Below are 20015 nucleotides of genomic sequence, written 5' to 3' on the forward strand. Positions count from 1 at the left end.
GGTGCGCGGCGGACCAGCTCCGCGATCCGCCGAACTGCCGGTGCGGTCAACGCCGTTCGCCGCGCGTCCATCCCGGGCGCCAGGGACGGTTCACGAAGGAGGTTCCGATATGGAGCACACCGCGCAGACCCCGGCCTACCAGCCGCCGGTCGTGCTGGACGCCGGGAACGTCGTCGAGGTGACGCTGGGCACGGCGAACTTCGACACGGCCGACGAGAGCGAGTACAAGGTCTCCACCTGATCGACGGGTGCCTGGGGCCGGGGTGCGGCATGTGCCGTACCCCGGCACCGGTGCTTTCCGCAACAGCGGCCATACGGACAGTCGGGAGGGTGCGATGCGATGGTGTACGGGGTGGGAAGGCGGTCCGGCGGCGGATCGGCGGCCGGTGAAGGGGACGGCGGTACCGGGGCTGGGGTCGGTGTGGTCGGTGGGCTGGCCCGCTGGCCGCGTCCTCACGGCCGCCGCGGCGGGGGCGGCGCTGGCCGTGGTCGGACACTGCGGGGCGAGCGCGCGGCAGGTGCGGGAGGCGCTTCCGGTGGTCAGGGCCCGGGGCTGGCGGGCGCTGACGCGCTGGCCCGGCTCGTACCTCACGCTGGCCCGCAGCGACGACACCGTCGCGGTCATCGGGGACTTGGCCGGGCAGCACTCGGTCTACTTCCGCCAGCACGCGGGCGGGACCTGGTGGGCGACCGCCGCCCAGCCCCTTGCCGCGTTCGACGCCGCACCGGTCGATCCGACGGCCCTTGCAGCCCACCTGGCGTTCGGCCAGCCCGATGTTCTCGCCGACCGCAGCCTGTTCCGGGCCGTGACGCGGGTGCCGACCGGTCATCTGCTGCTGATCACCCCCGAGGGGGCGCGCGTCGAGCCGTACGAACCCACCACGTATGCGCCGGTGGACCTGGAGCAGGCGGCCCCCCTGGTGCGGGCCGCGCTCACCGAGGCGGTCGCCTCCCGCATTGAGGGCGGGCCCGTGAGCGCGGACCTGGCGGGGCTGGACTCCACCACGCTGGCGTGCCTCGCCGCGCGGCAGCACGGGCTGGTGACGGCCGTGACGTTCGCCGACGAGCGGCTGCGCGACGATGACCTCGCCTACGCGCGCCGCACAGCGGCCGCGACGCCTGGGCTGCGGCACCAGGTGGTGCTAGGGGGTGCGGACATCGTGTACTACGCCGGGCTGGAAGACCTCGCCCGCCTGCCGTTCACCGATGCGCCGAACGCGTACGTGGTTACCGCCTCCATCAAGCGCGCGGTGCTGGACACCGTCGTCGCCCAGGGGCCAGGGGTGCACCTGAGCGGGGCAGCCGGGGACGCGGTGCTGTCCGCGCCATCGGCGTACCTGGCCGACCTGCTGCGCGAGCGGCAGCGACGCCGGGCAATGCGGCACGCGCTCGGCCACGCGCGGCTGCGGCACACCTCCCCGCGCGCCGTGTGGGGCCGCGCGCGCCCGGCGGCCCGGACGGACCTGGCGGGCACCTGGCGTGAGCTGGGCGCCGAACTCCGCGGCCCGGCGAGGGAATGGGCGCCGCAGGCGCAGCGGCCGCTCGCGTGGACGCCGCTGCTGGCAACGGCCGACTGGATGAGCCGCGATGTGCGGCAGCTCCTGGCCGACGCCCTCGACCGCGCCGCCGAGGAACTGACCCATGCGCCGGTGCGCCTGGCTGAATGGTCGGACCGCCAGGACCTGGCCCGGGTCGGGGCGAACACCAGTGGATTGCGCCAGATCGCGCTCGCCGAGTACGGCATCGAGCTGTCCGCGCCGTATCTGGACAACGAGGTCATCCGGGCCTGCCTCGCCGTCCCGGCCGACCAACGCGGCGCGCCCGGGCGGTATAAACCGCTGCTCGCCGCCGCGTTCACCGGCACCGGCGTACTGCCGGACTTCGTCCTCACCCGGATCACGAAGGGAGGGTTCAACGCGCTGGCGTACGCGGGTCTGACCCGGCACACGTCTGTGCTCTTGGACCTGCTGGGCCCCAACTCCCGCTTGGCGGCGCTCGGTCTGGTCAGCCAAGCCCCCGTCGCGGCGATGCTCGCGAGGGCCGCCGCCGGGCAGCCGACCGCCCAGGCCGCCGTGCACCTGGTGGTCGCCGCCGAGATCTGGCTCCGGCACCTGGACAGCGCCCCGTCATGGTGGGAGGTGGCCGACCATGTGGCGGCTGCGTGAGGGCGCTCATCCGGCGCTCACCGACGCCGGAGGCGCCATCCTGGACGAGCGCACCGGACGCTGGACGCACCTGACGCCCACGGCGACCGCCGCGGTGCTGCTCCTGCTCTCCTGCGACACCCAGCAGCAAGCCGCTCAGCGGTACGCCGACCGCTATGGCCTGACCACAGAACACGCGGCCGCCGACGTCCGCACCGTCGCCGACGCGCTCACCGCCCAGGGACTGACCGTCGCCCGCCCTGCGCCGCAGCGTCGTTGGTGGAGGTGGTGGCGGTGACGAGCATCGAGGCGTACGCCACCGTCCGCACCGGCACGCCCGCCGAGCGGTGCGCCGCCGCCCTCGGTCTTGTGCTGGCCCTGGTGCTGCTGCGGCTGCCGTTCCGGCACACGGTCCGCTCCGTACGGTGGGCCCGGCGCGTCGGTCGGCGCCCTCTGGCACCCGCCCGGGCCGAAGCCGTGGTCGCGGCTGTGCGGCACACCGGGCACCTGTGGCCGGGGCGTATGGCGTGTGCCGAGACCTCGCTCGGCGCGGTCCTGGCGGCCGCGCTGCTCGGGCGCCGCTTGGACTGGTGCCTGGGGGCGCGCTTCGCGCCGCCGCCGACCGAGTACCACGCCTGGGCCGAACTGCCCGGCCACGGCCCCGTCGGCGAGTACACCACCGGCGGGTGGCACCACCACACCGTGCTGACGCTCTGACCCGTCGATTCCGGGCGGAAGTTCCGGCGTGTCCTTCACCCGCCCGGAGGAGTTGAAGGACACGAGTTCGTCCATCCACTCGAAGGAGGGGCCCTGTGGTTCCCGTCGCTGACGTCGCCGCGAGCGTGCCCGAGCGCCACTACACCCACCATGACGGCCGCGGCCACACCGTGCACCGGTCCAACCCGGCCGTCATCCACCGCGATCTGACCACCCTTGACGTCGCCGAGGGCATGAACGTGCTGGAGGTCGGCACCGGCTCGGGCTACTCCGGCGCCCTGCTCACCCAGCTCGTCGGCACCAGGGGGCAGGTCACCAGCCTGGACATCGACCCCTATCTGACCCGCTGGGCCAACCTCATTCACCACGACCGTGGCCTGACGAACATCCGCTGCTACAACACCGACGGAACCGCTGCCTCCACCGGACGCGGCCCGTTCGACCGGATCGTGGCCTGGTGCACCCCGCCGCTGCTTCCCCGGTTGTGGGTGGACCAGCTCGTCGACGGCGGGGTCATCGTCGTCCCGCTGCCGGTCGCATCCCTTCCGTATCTGACGGTTGTCGCGCGCATCCGCGTCACCGGTGGTGAGCCGACCGTGGAGTCGATCGCCACCGGCGGCTACATCGAGGCCACCGCCTCCCCCAAGGCCGACCTCGACCTGCCCGGCCGCTGGGTCGACTGGGAACACCGCCACCCCGCGCTTTCCTGGATCTCCGTCACCTGGCGGGACCAGGACGACTGGCGGCACACCGGGGCCCGCGCCATCCTCGACCGCCTTCTCACGCCCGCGCACAGCGAGCCGGTCGGCACTGTGGTGGATGACTGGGCCCTGTGGAAGTACTGGGCGGCCGCCACCGACGCCCCGGGGATGACCATGGTCGGCCTCGCCCCGGAGCTGCTGGCCTTCGGCCACAGCAACCCGGACTCGGCGGCCGTCCTGACCCAGGACGGCCGCATCCTCGCCGACGCTCCCAGCTCCCCCTCCCTGGCCATCCTGCGCGGCTGGATCACCGACTGGACCGCTGCCGGACGCCCCGCCCGCGAGTCCTACACCCCGCTCCTGACCCCCGCCACCGGCGAAGCGCCGGGCTGGGACCTGCGCCTGACCCGGTAAGCAGGCTCATGAGGTGCGTCAGGTGGCCGAACGCGCCCCTCACGCGCTGGAAGCGCTGGCACTCCGGCAGGCCCTGGCCATCGCGGCGTCGGCGGGGGCGGCGGTCGCGGTGCACCTGTGGCCCGTACGGGGTGAGGGCCGGTCCTAGCGGTCCCCGATAGAGGGCAAGCTTAGGTGTATGACTCAACGGCCTAAGGAATCCGTCATAGGGGCGCCCGGCATCCCGCAGCTGCTGATGGTGGTCCTCTGCTGCTTCTCGGGGTTCGCGCTCCTGCTGCCCGTCTCCCCGGCGTGGGCCGTCAGCGGTGGTGCCGACGAGTTCGGGGCCGGGCTCGTCACCGCCGTCCTGATGGCCACGACCGTGCTCGCGCAACTCTGCGTCAACGCCACCCTGCGCACGCTCGGCTGGACCCGCACGCTCGCCCTCGGCGCCCTGCTGCTCGGCCTGCCCGCGCCGCTGCAGGCGCTCAGCGACCAGTTGCCGCCGATCCTGCTCACCACGGCGCTGCGCGGGGCGGGCTTCGGGATCATCACCGTCTGCGGATCCATCGCGGCGGCCGCACTGGCCCCGCGCGGACGGCAGGGAGCGGCGATCGGCCTGTACGGCTTCGCCGTCGCGCTTCCCCAGGTCGTCCTCACCCCGGCGGCGCCCTGGCTGGTCGGCGCGTTCGCCCTCTCGGCCATCGTCGCCTGCGGGGTGCTCCCCGTACTCGCCCTCCCCTGGACGCCCGCGCTCGGCCGCGCGGTCGCGGCCCGTGTCGACGGCCCCGCCGCCCCGGCCGATGAGCGTCCCCGGTCCGCCGCTCCCACGTCTGCGGTGCTCCGGCGCATCGCGCTGCCGCTGGCCGTCCTGCTGCTGGTCACCTCGGGAGGCGGCGCCGTCCTCACCTTCGCGCCCCAGTTCACCGCGACCCCCGCGCTGGCCGCCGCGTGCCTGCTCACCCTCACCGCCACGGCCGCGGCGGCCCGCTGGGGCTGCGGATCCCTGGCGGACCGGATCGCCCCGCGCCCGATCACCTGCGTCCTCACCCTGGCCGCGAGCGCGGGCCTGCTGCTGATCGCCCTGGCCGTCGGCCCGGAGCCCGTCACCACCCCGCTGCTCCTGACCGGGCTGTTCCTGCTGGGCGTGGCGTACGGAGGGCTGCAAAGCGTCACCCTGGTCCAGGCGTTCGACCACGCGGGCCCGGAGAACCGCCACCTCACATCCGTCGCCTGGAACATCGGCTACGACGCGGGCACCGGCCTCGGATCCCTCCTGCTCGGCCTGGCGGCCCAAGTGGCCACCTTCTCGGCGGGCTTCACCATGATGTCCGCCGCGATGGCGGCAGCGACCCTCGCGGCCCTCCTCACCGGAAGGCGGCCGCCGAAGACCTCGGCGGTCAGCCCGTCCGCCGCTCCTCGGTCGCCCGACCGCCGGGGCGCTCGCGGCTGAGGGCGTCGGTCAGGCGGTGGAGGGCGGGGTTGGGGCTGTCCGGGCTCCAGCAGGCGTGGAGGGTGACGGAGTGGGCGTCGGCGGCGGCCAGTTCGCGGTAGCGGACGCCGTGCACGCCCATCGTCATGATCGAGCGCGGCACCAGCGCGCACCCCAGGCCTGCCCGGACGAGGGCGAGCATCGTCGGCACCTGCGAGGTCAGCTGGCTGACGGCGTAGCGGTCGACGCCGATCATGGCGGCGCAGATGTCGTGGAGATAGCGCGAGCCCTCGGGACTGTAGCCGATGTAGTTGTTGGTCACCTCGGAGAGGAGGACGGGCGCGGTGCCCTCGGCCAGCGCGTGGGCGGCGGGGACCGCGAGGACCAGGTCCTCCGAGTGGATCAGGACGGACGCGTAGCCCTCGGGGATCGGTGGCCGGACGAGGCCCAGGTCGATCCGTAGATCGCCGAGCGCGGTGAACTGCTCCGGGCTGACCAGCTCGGACAGCTCGACCGCGACATTGGGTATGCGGCGCTTCACCAGGTCGAGGACATCGGCGAGGATCGCGTACGCGCCGATCGCGGTGAAGCCGAGGCGCAGGGTGCCGGTGCGGCCCTCGGCGGCGTGGCGGGTGGCGACGGGGGCGGCGTCGAGCAGGGCGAGGACCCGGCGGCAGTGTTCGAGGAGGACCGTGCCCGCCGCGGTGATGCGGGCGCCTCGGCCGGTGCGCTCGAAGAGGACGACGTCCAGGGACCGTTCGAGGGCCTGGATCTGCCGGGTCAGCGGGGGCTGGGTCATATTGAGCCGCTCGGCGGCCCGACCGAAGTGCTGTTCCTCCGCTACGGCGACGAAGCCGCGCAGCTGTTGCAGCGAAAGGTCCATGCCGTCAAGGTATCGCGCCATGCGAAATCGGGCTTGGACGCGCATAACGCCACGTCCTACCGTCAGGACCACCAGCGCACAGCCGTCCGCCTCCGAGGAGCCAGGTTGTCCAGAATCGCTGTCGCCATGACCCCTGAGCGCGCCGCCGACGTCTGCGGTCCCGACGCCGCCCGCCTGATCGAGACCCGTTACGAGAGGGCGGTGTGGGCCGGGGACCGGCTCACCGCCGATGACGTGGCGGCGCTGGCCGCCGACTGCGACGTCCTGCTGACCAGCTGGGGCACCCCGCACCTGGACGCCTCGCTCTGGGCGGACGGGCGCGGGCCCAAGGTCGTCGCGCACGCGGCCGGGTCGGTGAAGAAGCTCATCGAACGGGAGGTGCTGGACCGGGGCGTCGCGGTCTTCTCCGCCGGGGGCCGTATCGCCTGGTCGGTCGGCGAGTACTGCCTCGCCGCGATGCTCACCCTGGCCCGCCGCCTGCCCCGGTTCGACGCGGCCGTGCGCGGCGGGGGCTGGAAGCAGACGGGGTTCCGGGGCGGCGAACTCGCGGGCCGCCCGGTGGGCATCCTCGGCGCCAGCTCCACCGCACGCGCCCTGATCACGCTGCTCAGGCCGTTCGGATGCGATGTGGTGGTGTACGACCCGTACCTCGGCGAGGAGCGGGCCGCCGCGCTCGGCGTGCGGACGGCCGGGCTTGAGGAGACGCTGCGCTGCCCGTTCGTCTCGCTCCACGTACCGGACCTGCCGGAGACGCGGGGGCTGGTGAGCCGGGCGCTCATCGAGGCGATGCCGGACCACACCATCGTCGTCAACTCCTCGCGCGGCCCGGCCGTCGACCAGGTCGCGCTGCTGGAACACGTTCTCGCGGGCAGGCTGCTCGCCGCGCTGGACGTCTTCGACCCCGAACCGCCCGTACTCGACGCCGCCGTGCTCGGCTGCCCGGACCTGCTGCTCTCCCCGCACATCGCGGGGGACACCGTGGACGGGCATCTGGCGCTCGCCGGATATGTGCTCGCCGATGTCGCCGACTGGCTCGACAAGGGCGTGCGCGGGCCCAGCTTCGTGGATCCCGCCGCGTGGCCGACGGCCGCCTGAGCCTCTCGCCGAAAGGACCTGCACATGTCGCGCATCACGGCGGTCGAGGTCTTCCCCGTGGCCGTACCCTTCGCCCGGCGGTTCGTGCTCGGCAGCGGAGTCGTCGGCACACCGGACCAGGCCGCTCCGGACCAGGCAGGCGCGGTGATCTTCGTACGGCTGACCACCGAGGACGGTGTCGTTGGCTGGGGCGAGCAGCGGGCGCTGCCGAGCTGGAGCTACGAGACCGCCGAGACGATGGCCGTGATCATCAAGCGGCACCTGGCCCCGATCCTGCTCGAACTCACCCCCTTCGACGTCGAGTTGTTCCACGCGAGGGCGAACCGGCGGCTCAGCCCCGCCGTCTCCAACGGCTTCCCGTTCGCCCGCGCCGCCGTCGACATCGCCCTGCACGACGCGGCGGGCAAGCTGGTCGGCCTGCCGGTCCACGCCCTGCTGGGTGGCAAGGCGCGGGACGAGATCCCGCTCTGCTCGGCCATCGGCGTGGGGTCGCCCGCCGCCGTGCGCGAGCACGCCCGTATGTCCTCGGACTACGCCGCGTACAAGGTGAAGATCGGCGGGGATCTCGCCGCCGACACCGCCGCCGTGGAGGCCGTCGCGGAGGTCGCGGCGGGCAAGCCGCTGTGGCTCGACGCCAACCAGTCGTACCGGCCCGCCGCGCTGAAGCGGCTGCTGGACGCCGTACGCGACGTACCGGGCATCGCGTGCGTCGAGCAGCCCGTACCCAGCACGGACACCCTCGCGCTGCACCGGCTGCGCGGCATGATCGACCTCCCGGTCGCCATCGACGAGGGCAGCTTCACCGCCCAGGACGTGGCGCGGGCGATGCGGCTGGACGCCGCCGATCTCGTCGTCATCAAGATCTGCAAGGCGGGCGGCATCCGCAACGCCCTCAAGAGCGCCCATGTCGCCCAGGCGGGCGGCCTGGAGGTGCTGGCCAGCGGGCTGACCGACTGCGGAATCGGCTTCGCGGCGGCCCTGCACCTCTTCAGCCAGCTGGAGCTGGCGCTGCCCGCCGAGCTGAACGGGCCCGAACTCCTGTCAGATCTCTATGTCGACAAACTGGAGATCACCTCCGCCACCGCCACCGTCCCCACCGGCCCCGGGCTCGGTGTCGAGGTGGACGAGGAGCGGATCCGCGCCGAGTCCCTGGACCTGGCCTTCGCCTAGGCCCTTCGTCTGAGCACCGTCCATCCAGCGAGGAGACGACGATGTCTTCTTCCAGCTCCAGCTGTTCCCGCCGCCGGGCACGGCGTTTGGTCCATGTGGCCGAGCATCCCCGAAGAGCTGGAGGTAAGAGCGGACGTTGTTGCTGAACACTCCATGTCGGCGTTTGGTCGCAAAGGCCAAGTGAACGTGCATCACCGAAACTATATGCCCGCCATCGTGGCATTCATCCTCATTATCCATGAGGTCGAAATATGGTGGTGTTCATGCAGCTCCGCTACAACTACCGGGTTTACCCGGACGGCCCGCAGCGCCGCGCGCTGGCGCGGGCGTTCGGGTGTGCGCGGGTGGTGTGGAACGACTGCCTGCGCGATCGGAAGGAAGCACACGCGGCCGGGCTGCCCTATGTGACATCGGCCGAACTGTCCCGGCACCGCATTACCCAGGCCAAGCGCACCACCGAGCGCGCCTGGCTGGCCGAGGTGTCGGCGGTCGTGCTCCAGCAGTCCCTGCGCGATCTGGATGCCGCCTACAAGAACTTCTTCGACTCCCTCAAGGGCACACGCAAAGGCCGCATGATCGCCCCGCCCCGCTACAAAACGAAGAAGGACACCCGGCAGTCCATCCGCCTGAACACCAATGCCTTCTCCCTCCAGGACAACGGCACGGTGTATGTGGCCAAGGTCGGCACCATCAAGGTCACCTGGTCCAGGCCCCTTCCGGCTGCACCCACCTCCCTGACCGTCACCAAAGACTGTGCGGGCCGGTACTTCATGAGCTTCGTCGTGGACACCGAACCGCACATCCTCCCCGAGCTGGGCGCCGAGGTCGGCATCGACCTGGGACTGTCCACCTTCGCCGTCCTCTCCGACGGCACCCGCATCCACTCCCCGAAGTTCCTGCGCCGCGCGGAGAAGAAGCTCAAGCGGTTACAGCGCGATCTCAGCCGGAAGGCCAGGGGGTCGAAGAACCGGGCGAAGGCCCGTATCCGGGTCGCGCGGCAGCATGCCCGGGTGGCCGACCGGCGGCGAGACTGGCACCACAAGGCTTCCACGCAGATCATCCGTGACAACCAAGCGGTGTATGTGGAAGACCTCGCGGTATCCGGTCTCGCACGGACCCGGCTGGCCAAGTCCGTGCACGACGCCGGGTGGTCGTCGTTCGTGCGCATGCTGGAGTACAAGGCGGCTCGGTGCGGCCGGTACTTCGGGAAGATCGGACGCTTCGAGCCGACCTCGCAGGTCTGCTCCGTGTGCGGCGTCAAGGGCGGTCCCAAGCCCCTCCACGTCCGCACATGGACCTGTGCCGGGTGTGGGACCGTCCACGACCGTGACCACAACGCCTCGAAGAACACCCTGGCCGCCGGACGGGCGGACAGGCTAAACGCCTCGCAGAGCGCAGGTAAGGCCAGGGCGAAAGTCCCGGCACAGCGCGTTGAAGCAGGAAGCCACCCAGACGGTCACGCGACCGTGGCAGGAATCCCCGGACTTCAGACCGGGGAGCACGTCAAAACAAGACGCTGCTGGACAAGGCCGGTATCCATCCTCCGTCCCGTACCGAACCGATGACGTGGGGTTCACTTGCGCGCCGCTGACGGACGAGTTCACCTGCGTGATCATCCCGGTGGCCGTTCCGGCGATCGCCACGCTGGCCGTGTCCAACTTCCGCACTTAGCGGTGGTTCGTGCGCGGCATCACCATGAGCGGACTGGGAGGCCGCTGACCCATGACATTCCTGTGGTCCGTCTTCACCAAGCCCTGGTCCCGGCTGCCGGGCGAGGAGCTGGGCACGCTCGTCGCGGGGCTGGGCTTCTCCGGCGCCGAGGTCCCCGTACGGGACGGCGCTCATGTCACTCCGGCCGCCGCCGAACGGCTGCTGCCTTCGTTCGCCGCGCGGTTGCGGGCCGAGGGGGTGGAGGTGATCAGCGTCGCGAGTGACCTCGGCGAGCCCGTCTTCGCGGGGTGCGCCGCTGCGGGTGTGCCGATGATCCGCGTCATGGCCGAACTCGGCCCGGATGGCTACGCCGCCTCCGTACGGCGCGTACGGCAGCGCCTGGAGGCCGCCGCGCCGCTCGCGGAGCGATACGGCGTACGGGTCGGGGTGCAGCCGCACCACGGGCGGTTCGTCTCGTCGGCGCTTGGGGTGATGGACCTGCTCGACGGGCTGCCGGTGGAGCACTTCCAGGTGGTGTGGGACGCGGCCCACGACGCGCTGGCGGGGGACGATCCGAGGGTGACGCTGCCGTTGTGCGCGGGGCGGCTGGGGATCGTCAACCTGAAGAACGCGACGTACGTTCCGGTCGATCCGCCCGGTGAGTCGGTCGGCGGCAACTGGAAGCCGTGGTTCGTACCGGGAGGGGAAGGGCTCGCCAACTGGTCGGCTGCGCTGGGCCAGTTGGCCGAGCTGGGCTACGCGGGGCCCGTCTGCCTGTCCGGGCAGTATTCGGACCCCAGCGTTCCGGTCGAGGAGCGGTTGGTCGCGGACCTCGCGGCGGCGCGCGCCGCCTGATGCGGCGTACCGTCGTTGTTCCGTGCGTCCGACGAGTGAGCAGGAGAGCGCATTGGCCACCACAGCCCCGCAGGGCGTCCCCGTTCCGTTACTCGACCCGGCCGCCGTGAAGCGGTGGAAGGCCGCCTCGGGGGCGGTGGTCGACCTGCTGGCCGAGGCGCGCGGGCTCGGCGGGGTCAGTGCCGTACCGCTCGGCCCGCGCCCCACGGTGCTGGTCACCGACCCGGACGCGGTGCGGCACGTCCTCGCCCTGCACCCCGACCGCTACGTGAAGCGTTCGCACCGGGCGCGCGTGCTGGTCGGGGACGGGGTGCTCTCGGCCTCCGGGGAGCCGTGGAAGCGTCAACGCCGTCTGCTGCAGGCGCAGTTCACCGGTGCGGGCATCCGCCGCTACGAGCAGCGCATCGACGCCGCCGCGCGGCGCGCCGCCGACCGCTGGGCCGCTGCCGCCCGTACCGGCACCCCGACCGACGTCCGCGAGGACATGCGCTTCTTCGCCCTCGACACCATCTGGCGCTCGCTCACCGGGCACCCGCTCGACGCGGAGACCAACCGTGAACTCGCGTCCGTCGAGGCGGTCGGGGCCGCCCTCCCGACGACCCCTTCCGCGTCGTCCGACCTGGCCGAGCTGCGCGCCACCGTGGCGGCGGACCTCGCGCGGATCGACGCCGTCGCCCTCGCGGCGATCGCGGCGGCCCGCCGGGGCGAGGCGGGACCGGACGGCCCCGGGCTGCTGCGCGTCCTGGTGGAGGCGGGGGAGAGCCGTCCCGAGTACACGGACCAGCTCATCCGCGACGAGCTGGTCACGCTGCTGACCGCCGGGCACGAGACCACGGCCACCACGCTGGCCTGGCTGTATCTGCTGCTCGACCGCCACCCGGAGGCCCGCCGCTGGGCCCTGGACGCGGGCCCCGAGGGCTCACCCGAGCGCGAGACCGCGCTGCGGGCCCTCGCCTCCGAGACCCTGCGGCTCTATCCGGTGGCGTGGCTGATGCCGCGCCACGCCACCGAGGACGACACCGTCGCCGGATACCGCGTCGAGGCGGGCACCGACCTCTTGGTCTGCCCGTACCTCACCCACCGCGACCCTGACCTGTGGCCGGAGCCCGAGCGGTTCGACCCCGCGCGGTTCGCGGACGACGGCCGGGGGTCCGCCCGGCATGGCGCGTACTTCCCCTTCGGGCTCGGGGCCAGGGCGTGCCTGGGGGCGCAGTTCGCGATGCGGGAGATGACGGCGCTGCTGGGGCTTCTGCTGCCCGCGTTCGTGCCGTCGTTCCACGCCACCCCGACGTCGACCGTCTTCGGGATCACGGTCCGCCCGGAGGGCCCGATGCCCGCCACGATCACGGCCGTACGGTGAGGGCGCTCAGCGCCACTGGGGCGGGATGTTCGCCAGCTGTCGCAGGACATCCCAGCCCTGTTCCATCTGCTTACGGCCCTCCAACGTGTCGTTCCACGGGGCCCCTTGCCCTACCCAGTAACCCCGGTAGTTGCGCACGGCCATGACGCTGGCGTCGCCGACGTCGGACTCATTGCCGCAGCAGGGGCAGATGACCTCGGTCGGCCAGCCGCCCTGCCAGTACACCGCGTCGTCGTAGCCGCAGACCCGGCAGATGGTCTCTTCATCGTGGTCCATGCTCGCCTTGTCCGCTCAGCGTCCGTCGAAGTCCAGCGCCGTGCCGTACAGCCGGTCCACCTTCAGCCGGATGACGACGCGGCGCTCGGCGACCGCCTGCTCCAGGAACGCGTTCTCGGCGTCCTGGTCCTGCGGCTTCGCCGTCTCCGGCAGCATCGCCAGCAGCTCCCGCCCGACCGCGTCGCCCGGGGCCGTCGTCACCTCGGAGATCTCGGCCTCGCCCTCGGCGACGGCGAACGACCACGGGTCACCGCCCTGTACGTGCACCGCCGTTCGCGGATCGCGGCGCAGATGCGTGACCTTGACGCGGTCCGCCGTGGTGGAGAACCGGACGATGCGGGCCTCGGGGTCCCAGCCGTAGACCATGGTGGTCAGGTGGGGATGACCGCTGCGCTTGACGGTGGCGAGCGTGCCGAACTGCTGGGCGGCGAGCAGCGCGGAGGCGGCTTCGTCGGTCAACGGGCGCGGGCCCGGGGTCTGTGTCATGCCGTGATCAACTGCCGCACCCCGCCCGGCATTCCGGCCCGGGGTGCTCAGTCGGGGCGCTCGGTCGGGGCGCTCGGTCGGGGCGCTCAGCCGGGCGGCAGGTGGACCGTCATGATCAGGGTGCAGATCTCGGTGCCCGCGCCGCGATACGTGTGCGGGGCGTCGCCGTCGAACGTGGCGGTCTCCCCGGCCTCGACGGGGTGCTCGGTGCCGTCCACGACCAGGGTCATCCGGCCGGAGGTGACGCTGACCGTCTCCACGACCCCGGCCTGGTGGGGATGGCTGGGGTAGTCCTCGCCCGGTGCCAGCCGCCAGCGCCAGACCTCGACGGGCGACGGGCCCGAGGTCGTCAGCATGAGCCGGGCCTCGCTGCCCTCCTCGGTGGTCCACAGCGGAGCCACCGCGTCCGCCGCCACGACGCGGACGCGGCCCTCGGGCGGCCCCTGCATCAGGTCGGACACCGAGATGCCGAGGGTGTCGGCCAGCCGGACCAGGGTGGCCAGGTTCGGGTTGCCCTGGGCCTTCTCAAGACCCACCAGGGCGCCCTTGCTGACCTGGGCGCGGCGGCTCAGCTCCTCCAGGGACAGCCCCGCGCGGGTGCGGGCCGCCCTGACGTTGTGCGCGACCGTCCGCAGGGCTGCGGCCGTCTCCACCATCTGCTCACCCATCCTCGGGCTATTTGAATGCACCGTGCGGTCGTTTTATTGACATCGACCGGTCGATCTGCTGTACGGTCTGGTCGTTCCACTGAATCGTAAGGGATGTGCTGTGTTCGCTCTGCTGCTGGCCCTGGGCAGCTCACTCGCCTACGGATGCGCCGACTTCCTCGGTGGCCTCGGCGCCCGTAAAGCCCACGTACTGCGCACCGTGATGGTCGCGGCCCCGGCGAGCCTCGCCGTCGAGCTGCTGCTGTGGCCGGTGCTCGGCGCCTCGTTCAGCACCGCCACCCTCGGCTGGGGCGCCGCGTCGGGCGTCGCCTCGGCCGCCGCGTTCGCCCTGCTCTACCGCACCCTGGCGATCGGCCCGATGAACGTACTGTCGCCCGTGACCGCGCTGGTGTCCGCCGCGCTGCCGGTCACCGTGGGCCTGCTCCAGGGCGAGCGGCTGGCCGCCGCCGGGCTGGTGGGGCTGCCGCTCGCCCTGGTGGCGGTGGTCCTGGTCAGCGCCGGACACGGCGCGGGCGCGGCGCGCCCCTCCCGTAACGCCCTGCTGCTGGCCTTCGGCGCGGGCGCCGCCATCGCGCTCCAGCTGGTCTGCCTCCACCAGGCGCCGTCCGACAGCGGCGTGGCCCCGCTGATCGTGGGCCGCGCGGTCGCCTCGACCGTCACCCTGGCCGCTGCCGGGCTGCTGCACCGCAGGCTGGGCCGCGAGCGGCCCGCGTACGGGATGTCGGCGGCGGCGGGCGTGCTCGACTCCCTCGCCAACCTCCTCTTCCTGCTCGCCGCCCGCAGCGGCGACCTCGCCGTCGTCGCCGTGATCACCGCCCTCTACCCGGCCGGTACGGTCCTGCTCGCCCGGGGCGTCCTCGCCGAACGCATCCACCGAGGCCAGCTCGTCGGCCTGGGCACCGCCGCCGTAGCCGTCAGCCTCCTCGCCCTGACCTGAGTCGCGCCACCGTAAGGATTACGCGGCCCGTCGCGCGTCAGCGCCGCCGCCGCCGGGACGGCATCGGCCCCTGACCCACCTGACCCGCCTGGCCCACCCGTCCCATCCGTCCCCCACTGGAGAACCCTCATGCCCGTCTTCCACCTCACCCCCGCCGTCGCGGACGCCTTTCCCGGCGCCCTCATCGCCCTGGTCACCGCCACCGGTACGCGCGGCCGTGAGCCGTGGCCCGGCACCGCCGCCGCGCTGGACGACCTGGAGCGGCGGCTCGCCGACGGTGCCTGGCAGCCCGCCGACGAGAGCGACCCGCGCATCGAGGCGTGGCACAGCGCCTACCGTTCCTTCGGCACCAACCCCCGCCGCATCCGCCCCAGCGTCGACGCGCTCGGCCGCCGCATGGCGAAGAAGGGGGCTCTGCCGCGTATCAACCCGGCCGTCGACTCCTACAACGCCGTCTCCGTCCGCCACGGACTGCCCGCCGGGGCCTTCGACCTGGACCAGGTCACCGGGGATGTCGACATCCGGTACGCGGACGGCGGTGAGGCCTTCACCCCGCTCGGCGAGCCCGACACCGTCGAGCACCCCAAGACCGGCGAGATCATCTACGCGGACGCCACCGGCGTCCTGACCCGCCACTGGAACCACCGCGACGCCCACCGCACCCGCGTCACCGAGGACTCCGCGCGCATCGTCTTCGCCCTCGAAACCCTCCACGCCGACCGCGACGGCCACCTGCTCAAGTCCGCCGCCGAGGAGCTGCGCGGGCTGCTCACCCCGCACACCGACGAGGTCGCCGTGCGGTACCTCAGCCCGGCGCAACCCCGGGTCACCGTCTGAGCAGGTAGGCCGCCGTCAGCGCGACGGCACGGTCCTCGTCGTGGGACAGCTCCGCGAGGGCGCGTGACGTCGTGACCCCCGGGATGTCCGCGAGCGCCTGGGTCAGCCGTCGGCGGGCGGACGAGGCGAGGGTGGCGTGGGCGAGGCGGTCGACCAGCCCGGTGGCGATCCGGTCCGCCACCACGGGGTCACTCGCCAGCGCGCCCAGCGCGTCGGCGGCGTCCACGTCGTTCGTCCCGTTGACGATCATGTCGATGAGCGTCGGGACCGCGTCGGCCGCGCCACGTGGCCCGAGTGCCAGCGCCGCGTAGCCGCGGACGACGATGTCGGGGTGCGCGAGGGCCGCTTGGAGCAGCGCCGTCGACTCGTCGTCCGGAATCTCGGCGATGGCCTGGACGGCACGCTTCCGTACCTCGGCCACGGGTGAGCCAAGGCCCTCCGCCAGCAGTGCCAGTCCGGTATCGCCCCGTTGCGCCAGGGCCCAACGAAGCGCTCCGGCGACATTCGGATTCGTCTCGCTCAGCGCCGCCTCGACCAGAGCTTCCACCGGCACCGGCACCTCTTCGACCGAGGACAGCGCCGCGCGCTGGCGCGTCCCGGGGCTCTGCGAGCGCAGGGCCTGGAGGAGTGCGACGCTCTGCAGGACGTCCTCCCAGTCGGTGGGTTCCGCGGCACCGATCCGGCGCAGGCGCGTCAGCAGCTCCGTCTCCGCCGCGATGCGCTCCCGCGTCTGGCGGATGAGGTCATCGACCAGCTCCGAGGGCGCGAAGCCCGGATCATCCAGCGCGCGGCCGACGTCACGCAGCGACAGCCCCAGGGACCGCAGGCTCTCGATGTGGAAGATCCGCCGGATGTCGGCATCGGAGTACTCGCGGTACCCGCCCTCCGTACGGCCCGTCGGCCGCACCAGGCCGAGCGCGTCGTAATGCCTGAGCATGCGGGCGCTGACCCCGGACCGCCGCGCCACCTCACCGATCAACACTGCCCCTCACCCCTCCTCGCTGCTCGTGCCCAGGGCCACGACGCGCTTCGCCTCCTCGATCGCGAAGTCGAATCCGGCATCCGGGTCGCGCGACAGCTTTTCTGTGGCGAGTGCGTGCGTACGTACGTCTAAGGAGGCGCCCGTCGTCGCGGCGCGCAGGGTCGGCATGATCGCCTCACCGAGCCCGATCAGTGCCCGGCTGAGGCTCAATTGCAGCTCCCGCTCGCCGCGCCCGAGCTGTGTCGCCAACACTCGGGCCAACGCGGTTTCCTCCCCCTCGGGTACGAGCACGACCGCCGTTCGCCAGGCGGTCCGCGCCACCTCGTCGTCGGCGTCCGTCAGCAGCGCCCGGGTGATCGACGGCCACGCCTGCCGATCCCCGATCTTGGACAGCGTGTGCAACGCCTGGCTTCGCGCCTGCGGCGCACGCTCCGGGCGAAGCTCATCGATGAGACGTGGAACCGTCATCGCGGCTGAGTGGCGGGTGAGTGCCCACGTCAGCATGTCGCGTACCAGGAACTCGGGCTCGACCGCGCAGCGTTCGATGAGCTTGTCGACCAACCTGGGGTCAGGGGACGTGCCTATCGCCAGCGCCACCCGCAGCCGGACCGACGAGTCGCTGTGCTCCAGCCCCCGGACGGCTCGCATCGTGTTCGTGTCCTCTTTCCGCATGGCCACAGTGAAGACCTTGTCACCGTGTCAAGGTCAAACGAATATGGCCGATCCGGGCCGCATATGGCCGATCCGGGCCGCCGTGCCGGGCGAGGAAAAAACTTTCGGCGGCGATGTCGAGAACCCGGAACCGGCTCCGTCCCTGCTATGAACGCGACGACAATGGGTCGCACCGGTATCCGAGGAGAACCACCATGGCGAAGTACTTGCTGCTCAAGCACTACCGAGGCGCCCCGGCCGCGGTCAACGACGTGCCCATGGGCCAGTGGAAGCCCGAAGAGATCACGGCGCACGTGGCGTACATGAACGACTTCGCGGCCCGGCTGGAGAAGACCGGCGAGTTCGTCGACGGTCAGGCGCTGGCCCCCGAGGGGACGTGGGTCCGGTACGACGGTGAGGGGCGGCCGCCGGTCACCGACGGGCCGTTCGCCGAGACCAAGGACCTCATCGCGGGGTGGATGGTGATCGACGTCGACAGCTACGAGCGCGCCGTCGAGCTGGCCGGGGAGCTGTCGGCCGCCCCCGGCAAGGACGGGAAGCCGATCCACGAGTGGCTGGAGCTGCGCCCGTTCCTGACCGCGCCGCCCACCATCACGGAGTGACCTCATCCATGAACGAGGCCCTGCTCAGGAGCCTCACCCCGAGCGTGCTCGCCATCCTCGTCCGCCGCGGAGCCGACTTCGCGGCGGCCGAGGACGCCGTGCAGGACGCGCTGGTGGAGGCGGTCCGTACGTGGCCGGGTGAGCAGCCGCGTGACCCCAAGGGGTGGCTGGTCACCGTAGCTTGGCGGCGGTTCCTCGACGCGACCCGGGCGGACGCCGCGCGGCGGCGGCGTGAGGACCGCGTCGAGGAGGAGCCGGGCCCGGGGCCCGCGCCCTCGGCGGACGACACACTCCAGCTCTACTTCCTGTGCGCCCACCCGTCGCTGACCCCGTCGTCGGCGGTCGCGCTCACCCTGCGCGCCGTGGGCGGGCTCACCACCCGGCAGATCGCCCAGGCCTACCTGGTGCCCGAGGCCACCATGGCGCAGCGCATCAGCCGGGCCAAGCGCACGGTCTCCGGGGTGCGCTTCGACCAGCCGGGCGATGTCGCGACCGTGCTGCGCGTCCTCTACCTGGTCTTCAACGAGGGCTACTCCGGCGACGTCGACCTCGCCGCCGAGGCCATCCGGCTCACCCGCCAGCTCGCGGCGGCGATCGACCACCCCGAGGTGGCGGGGCTGCTCGCCCTCATGCTGCTCCACCACGCCCGGCGCGCCGCCCGGACCGCGCCGGACGGCAGCCTGGTGCCGCTCGCCGAGCAGGACCGAGGCCGGTGGGACACCGCGTCGATCGCCGAGGGCGTCGAGATCCTGCAGACGGCCCTCGCCCGCGACCGGCTGGGCGAGTTCCAGGCCCAGGCCGCCATCGCGGCGCTCCACGCCGACGCGCCCACCGCTGAGGAGACGGACTGGGTACAGATCGTCGAGTGGTACGACGAACTCGCGGCCCTGACCGACAGCCCGGTCGTCCGGCTCAACCGCGCGGTGGCCGTGGGCGAGGCAGACGGACCGCGCGCGGGTCTGGCGGCGCTCGCGGCGCTGGACGACTCCCTGCCCCGCCACGCCGCGGTGGCGGCGTACCTCCACGAGTGCGACGGCGACCTGGCGACGGCGGCACGGCTGTACGCCGAGGCGGCCCAGAAGGCGTCCAACCTCGCCGAACGCGACCATCTGACGCGCCAGGCCGCCCGGCTCAACGCGCGCGAGTCCCGCTGACGGCCGTGCGTACGCGTACGGCGTCAGCGCGGCCAGATGGGCGGGTTGGTGCAGAACGCGCCGCCCAGGTGGGCGTGGTCGGGGTTGTCCGGGTCCAGCTCGCCCTGCGCGGCGATGAGCTTGGCGGCGTACGGCTCCGAGTCGTCCTGCGGTTCGTAGCCGAGCGCCCGGGCGGAGGACAGGTCCCACCACAGGCGGGTGTTGTCCGAGCTGCCGTACACGACGGTGTAGCCGACGTCCTCGGCGGTGAGCGCGGCGTGCAGGAGGCGGGCGCCGTCGGCCGGGCTCATCCAGATGGACAGCATCCGGACGTTCGTCGGCTCGGGGAAGCACGAGCCGATGCGGATGGCGACGGACTCGATGCCGTACTTGTCCCAGTAGTACGAGCCCAGGTCCTCGCCGAACGACTTGGAGATGCCGTAGTAGGTGTCCGGGCGGCGCGGGGTGTCGATCGGGATCAGCGGGGCGTCGTCGCCGGACGGGCGGGGCGTGAAGCCCACCGCGTGGTTGCTGGACGCGAAGACGATCCGGCGGACGCCCGCCGCGCGGGCCGCCTCGTAGAGGTTGTACGTGCCCTGGATGTTCGCGGCGAGGATCTTCTCGAACGACGCTTCCAGGGAGATGCCCGCGAGGTGGATGATCGCGTCGACGCCCTCCACGGCCCGGCGCAGCGCGTCCTCGTCGGCGAGATCGGCGATGATCGCGTCCGGGGCGTCGGGGATGGGGATGACGTCGAACAGGCGCAGCTCGTAGCCGTACGCGGGCAGCAGCTCGCGCATGAGGGTGCCCATGCCGCCTGCGGCGCCGGTGAGGAGGATGGTGCGGGGAGCGGGCGCGGACATGGGCGGATCTCCTCCGGGCGGGTGCTGGGCTGGGCGGGCTGGGCTGGACGCCGGGCGTATATGTGCACCTTGTTCAGATGCATGGACAACGTAGGGACTGAGGGGAGGGGCGTCAAGGGTGATCGATGCGCGCGCCGCCCCTTGACCCGTGCGCGAAGG

General features: G+C 72.4%; 23 protein-coding genes. 16 read left to right on the plus strand and 7 right to left on the minus strand.

All coding sequences use genetic code 11. The features are described 5' to 3' along the window. Positions 1–109 precede the first annotated feature (109 nt). The 7 genes from ACWC5C_RS03055 (at position 110) to ACWC5C_RS03085 (ending at position 5408) form a co-directional block, all read left to right on the plus strand. Positions 110–241, plus strand: a complete 132-nt coding sequence (locus ACWC5C_RS03055; RefSeq protein WP_450873077.1) for a lasso RiPP family leader peptide-containing protein — start codon at positions 110–112, stop codon at positions 239–241. A 94-nt stretch (positions 242–335) separates the two neighbouring features. Next, on the plus strand, positions 336–2165 hold the full coding sequence (locus ACWC5C_RS03060; protein ID WP_450873079.1) for an albusnodin/ikarugamycin family macrolactam cyclase: 1830 nt from the start codon (positions 336–338) through the stop codon (positions 2163–2165). Next, entirely contained in the window at positions 2149–2442 is a 294-nt protein-coding gene (locus ACWC5C_RS03065) for a PqqD family peptide modification chaperone (protein WP_450873081.1), read from the plus strand. The genes ACWC5C_RS03060 and ACWC5C_RS03065 overlap by 17 nt, the downstream gene beginning before the upstream one ends. After that, complete coding sequence (locus tag ACWC5C_RS03070; RefSeq protein WP_450873082.1) at positions 2439–2861, plus strand: lasso peptide biosynthesis B2 protein; 423 nt, start codon at positions 2439–2441, stop codon at positions 2859–2861. Before ACWC5C_RS03065 ends, ACWC5C_RS03070 begins: the two co-directional genes overlap by 4 nt. A gap of 95 nt (positions 2862–2956) precedes the next feature. Beyond that, positions 2957–3976, plus strand: a complete 1020-nt coding sequence (locus ACWC5C_RS03075) for a protein-L-isoaspartate O-methyltransferase family protein (protein WP_450873084.1) — start codon at positions 2957–2959, stop codon at positions 3974–3976. Positions 3977–3998: 22 nt separating this feature from the next. Continuing rightward, positions 3999–4124, plus strand: coding sequence for a hypothetical protein (locus ACWC5C_RS03080; protein WP_450873086.1), 126 nt, complete (start codon positions 3999–4001; stop codon positions 4122–4124). A 30-nt stretch (positions 4125–4154) separates the two neighbouring features. Then, a complete protein-coding gene (locus ACWC5C_RS03085) occupies positions 4155–5408 on the plus strand; it encodes an MFS transporter (protein ID WP_450873088.1) in 1254 nt (417 codons plus the stop codon). Here ACWC5C_RS03085 and ACWC5C_RS03090 read toward each other — a convergent pair. Continuing rightward, complete coding sequence (locus ACWC5C_RS03090) at positions 5356–6270, minus strand: LysR substrate-binding domain-containing protein (protein WP_450873090.1); 915 nt, start codon at positions 6268–6270, stop codon at positions 5356–5358. The genes ACWC5C_RS03085 and ACWC5C_RS03090 overlap by 53 nt on opposite strands. A gap of 105 nt (positions 6271–6375) precedes the next feature. On the opposite strand from ACWC5C_RS03090, the gene ACWC5C_RS03095 reads away from it, so the two are divergent. The 5 genes from ACWC5C_RS03095 (at position 6376) to ACWC5C_RS03115 (ending at position 12400) form a co-directional block, all read left to right on the plus strand. Next, positions 6376–7365, plus strand: a complete 990-nt coding sequence (locus ACWC5C_RS03095) for a hydroxyacid dehydrogenase (RefSeq protein ID WP_450873092.1) — start codon at positions 6376–6378, stop codon at positions 7363–7365. 24 nt (positions 7366–7389) lie between these two features. Then, on the plus strand, positions 7390–8535 hold the full coding sequence (locus tag ACWC5C_RS03100) for a mandelate racemase/muconate lactonizing enzyme family protein (protein WP_450873094.1): 1146 nt from the start codon (positions 7390–7392) through the stop codon (positions 8533–8535). Between the two features lie 263 nt (positions 8536–8798). Continuing rightward, entirely contained in the window at positions 8799–10100 is a 1302-nt protein-coding gene (locus ACWC5C_RS03105) for an RNA-guided endonuclease InsQ/TnpB family protein (protein ID WP_450873095.1), read from the plus strand. 157 nt (positions 10101–10257) lie between these two features. Then, complete coding sequence (locus tag ACWC5C_RS03110) at positions 10258–11040, plus strand: sugar phosphate isomerase/epimerase family protein (protein WP_450873097.1); 783 nt, start codon at positions 10258–10260, stop codon at positions 11038–11040. Between the two features lie 52 nt (positions 11041–11092). After that, positions 11093–12400: a cytochrome P450 gene (locus ACWC5C_RS03115; protein ID WP_450873099.1), complete on the plus strand. Its 1308-nt coding sequence runs from the start codon at positions 11093–11095 to the stop codon at positions 12398–12400. A gap of 6 nt (positions 12401–12406) precedes the next feature. Here the strand turns inward: ACWC5C_RS03115 and ACWC5C_RS03120 are convergent, their stop codons facing one another. The 3 genes from ACWC5C_RS03120 to ACWC5C_RS03130 all read right to left on the minus strand — a co-directional run bounded on the left by ACWC5C_RS03120 (position 12407) and on the right by ACWC5C_RS03130 (position 13818). After that, positions 12407–12676: a hypothetical protein gene (locus ACWC5C_RS03120; protein ID WP_450873101.1), complete on the minus strand. Its 270-nt coding sequence runs from the start codon at positions 12674–12676 to the stop codon at positions 12407–12409. Between the two features lie 15 nt (positions 12677–12691). After that, the gene (locus ACWC5C_RS03125) at positions 12692–13162 is read right to left on the minus strand and encodes a TIGR03618 family F420-dependent PPOX class oxidoreductase (RefSeq protein WP_450873103.1); all 471 of its coding nucleotides are present in this window, start codon (positions 13160–13162) and stop codon (positions 12692–12694) included. Positions 13163–13248: 86 nt separating this feature from the next. After that, the gene (locus tag ACWC5C_RS03130) at positions 13249–13818 is read right to left on the minus strand and encodes a helix-turn-helix domain-containing protein (RefSeq protein WP_450873264.1); all 570 of its coding nucleotides are present in this window, start codon (positions 13816–13818) and stop codon (positions 13249–13251) included. Between the two features lie 112 nt (positions 13819–13930). On the opposite strand from ACWC5C_RS03130, the gene ACWC5C_RS03135 reads away from it, so the two are divergent. Both ACWC5C_RS03135 and ACWC5C_RS03140 read left to right on the plus strand, forming a co-directional pair. Further along, positions 13931–14767 carry an EamA family transporter gene (locus ACWC5C_RS03135; RefSeq protein ID WP_450873105.1) on the plus strand — a complete coding sequence of 279 codons (837 nt, stop codon included), beginning with the start codon at positions 13931–13933 and terminating at the stop codon, positions 14765–14767. Positions 14768–14896: 129 nt separating this feature from the next. After that, complete coding sequence (locus tag ACWC5C_RS03140; protein ID WP_450873106.1) at positions 14897–15604, plus strand: B3/B4 domain-containing protein; 708 nt, start codon at positions 14897–14899, stop codon at positions 15602–15604. On the opposite strand, the gene ACWC5C_RS03145 is transcribed toward ACWC5C_RS03140, so the two are convergent. Together ACWC5C_RS03145 and ACWC5C_RS03150 are read right to left on the minus strand one after the other, a co-directional pair. After that, on the minus strand, positions 15594–16586 hold the full coding sequence (locus tag ACWC5C_RS03145; protein ID WP_450873108.1) for a MerR family transcriptional regulator: 993 nt from the start codon (positions 16584–16586) through the stop codon (positions 15594–15596). The two genes, ACWC5C_RS03140 and ACWC5C_RS03145, sit on opposite strands and share 11 nt — an antisense overlap. A gap of 6 nt (positions 16587–16592) precedes the next feature. Beyond that, complete coding sequence (locus tag ACWC5C_RS03150; protein WP_450873109.1) at positions 16593–17258, minus strand: HEAT repeat domain-containing protein; 666 nt, start codon at positions 17256–17258, stop codon at positions 16593–16595. Positions 17259–17452: 194 nt separating this feature from the next. On the opposite strand from ACWC5C_RS03150, the gene ACWC5C_RS03155 reads away from it, so the two are divergent. Both ACWC5C_RS03155 and ACWC5C_RS03160 read left to right on the plus strand, forming a co-directional pair. Further along, positions 17453–17860 carry a YciI family protein gene (locus ACWC5C_RS03155; protein WP_450873111.1) on the plus strand — a complete coding sequence of 136 codons (408 nt, stop codon included), beginning with the start codon at positions 17453–17455 and terminating at the stop codon, positions 17858–17860. 8 nt (positions 17861–17868) lie between these two features. Then, the gene (locus tag ACWC5C_RS03160) at positions 17869–19014 is read left to right on the plus strand and encodes an RNA polymerase sigma factor (protein WP_450873266.1); all 1146 of its coding nucleotides are present in this window, start codon (positions 17869–17871) and stop codon (positions 19012–19014) included. A gap of 23 nt (positions 19015–19037) precedes the next feature. Here ACWC5C_RS03160 and ACWC5C_RS03165 read toward each other — a convergent pair whose 3' ends face one another. Then, positions 19038–19856, minus strand: a complete 819-nt coding sequence (locus tag ACWC5C_RS03165) for an NAD-dependent epimerase/dehydratase family protein (protein ID WP_450873113.1) — start codon at positions 19854–19856, stop codon at positions 19038–19040. Positions 19857–20015: the final 159 nt, after the last annotated feature.

It is taken from the genome of Streptomyces sp. NPDC001700, from assembly GCF_053596435.1.

Excerpts from the sequence above, each read along its gene's own strand:
- ACWC5C_RS03085 (WP_450873088.1), top strand. The coding sequence starts at position 4,155 with ATGACTCAACGGCCTAAGGAATCCGTCATAGGGGCGCCCGGCATCCCG.
- ACWC5C_RS03110 (WP_450873097.1), top strand. The coding sequence starts at position 10,258 with ATGACATTCCTGTGGTCCGTCTTCACCAAGCCCTGGTCCCGGCTGCCG.
- ACWC5C_RS03105 (WP_450873095.1), top strand. The coding sequence starts at position 8,799 with ATGCAGCTCCGCTACAACTACCGGGTTTACCCGGACGGCCCGCAGCGC.
- ACWC5C_RS03165 (WP_450873113.1), bottom strand. The coding sequence starts at position 19,856 with ATGTCCGCGCCCGCTCCCCGCACCATCCTCCTCACCGGCGCCGCAGGC.
- ACWC5C_RS03150 (WP_450873109.1), bottom strand. The coding sequence starts at position 17,258 with ATGCGGAAAGAGGACACGAACACGATGCGAGCCGTCCGGGGGCTGGAG.
- ACWC5C_RS03120 (WP_450873101.1), bottom strand. The coding sequence starts at position 12,676 with ATGGACCACGATGAAGAGACCATCTGCCGGGTCTGCGGCTACGACGAC.
- ACWC5C_RS03130 (WP_450873264.1), bottom strand. The coding sequence starts at position 13,818 with ATGGTGGAGACGGCCGCAGCCCTGCGGACGGTCGCGCACAACGTCAGG.
- ACWC5C_RS03065 (WP_450873081.1), top strand. The coding sequence starts at position 2,149 with ATGTGGCGGCTGCGTGAGGGCGCTCATCCGGCGCTCACCGACGCCGGA.
- ACWC5C_RS03125 (WP_450873103.1), bottom strand. The coding sequence starts at position 13,162 with ATGACACAGACCCCGGGCCCGCGCCCGTTGACCGACGAAGCCGCCTCC.
- ACWC5C_RS03100 (WP_450873094.1), top strand. The coding sequence starts at position 7,390 with ATGTCGCGCATCACGGCGGTCGAGGTCTTCCCCGTGGCCGTACCCTTC.
- ACWC5C_RS03155 (WP_450873111.1), top strand. The coding sequence starts at position 17,453 with ATGGCGAAGTACTTGCTGCTCAAGCACTACCGAGGCGCCCCGGCCGCG.
- ACWC5C_RS03140 (WP_450873106.1), top strand. The coding sequence starts at position 14,897 with ATGCCCGTCTTCCACCTCACCCCCGCCGTCGCGGACGCCTTTCCCGGC.
- ACWC5C_RS03160 (WP_450873266.1), top strand. The coding sequence starts at position 17,869 with ATGAACGAGGCCCTGCTCAGGAGCCTCACCCCGAGCGTGCTCGCCATC.
- ACWC5C_RS03055 (WP_450873077.1), top strand. The coding sequence starts at position 110 with ATGGAGCACACCGCGCAGACCCCGGCCTACCAGCCGCCGGTCGTGCTG.
- ACWC5C_RS03060 (WP_450873079.1), top strand. The coding sequence starts at position 336 with ATGCGATGGTGTACGGGGTGGGAAGGCGGTCCGGCGGCGGATCGGCGG.
- ACWC5C_RS03090 (WP_450873090.1), bottom strand. The coding sequence starts at position 6,270 with ATGGACCTTTCGCTGCAACAGCTGCGCGGCTTCGTCGCCGTAGCGGAG.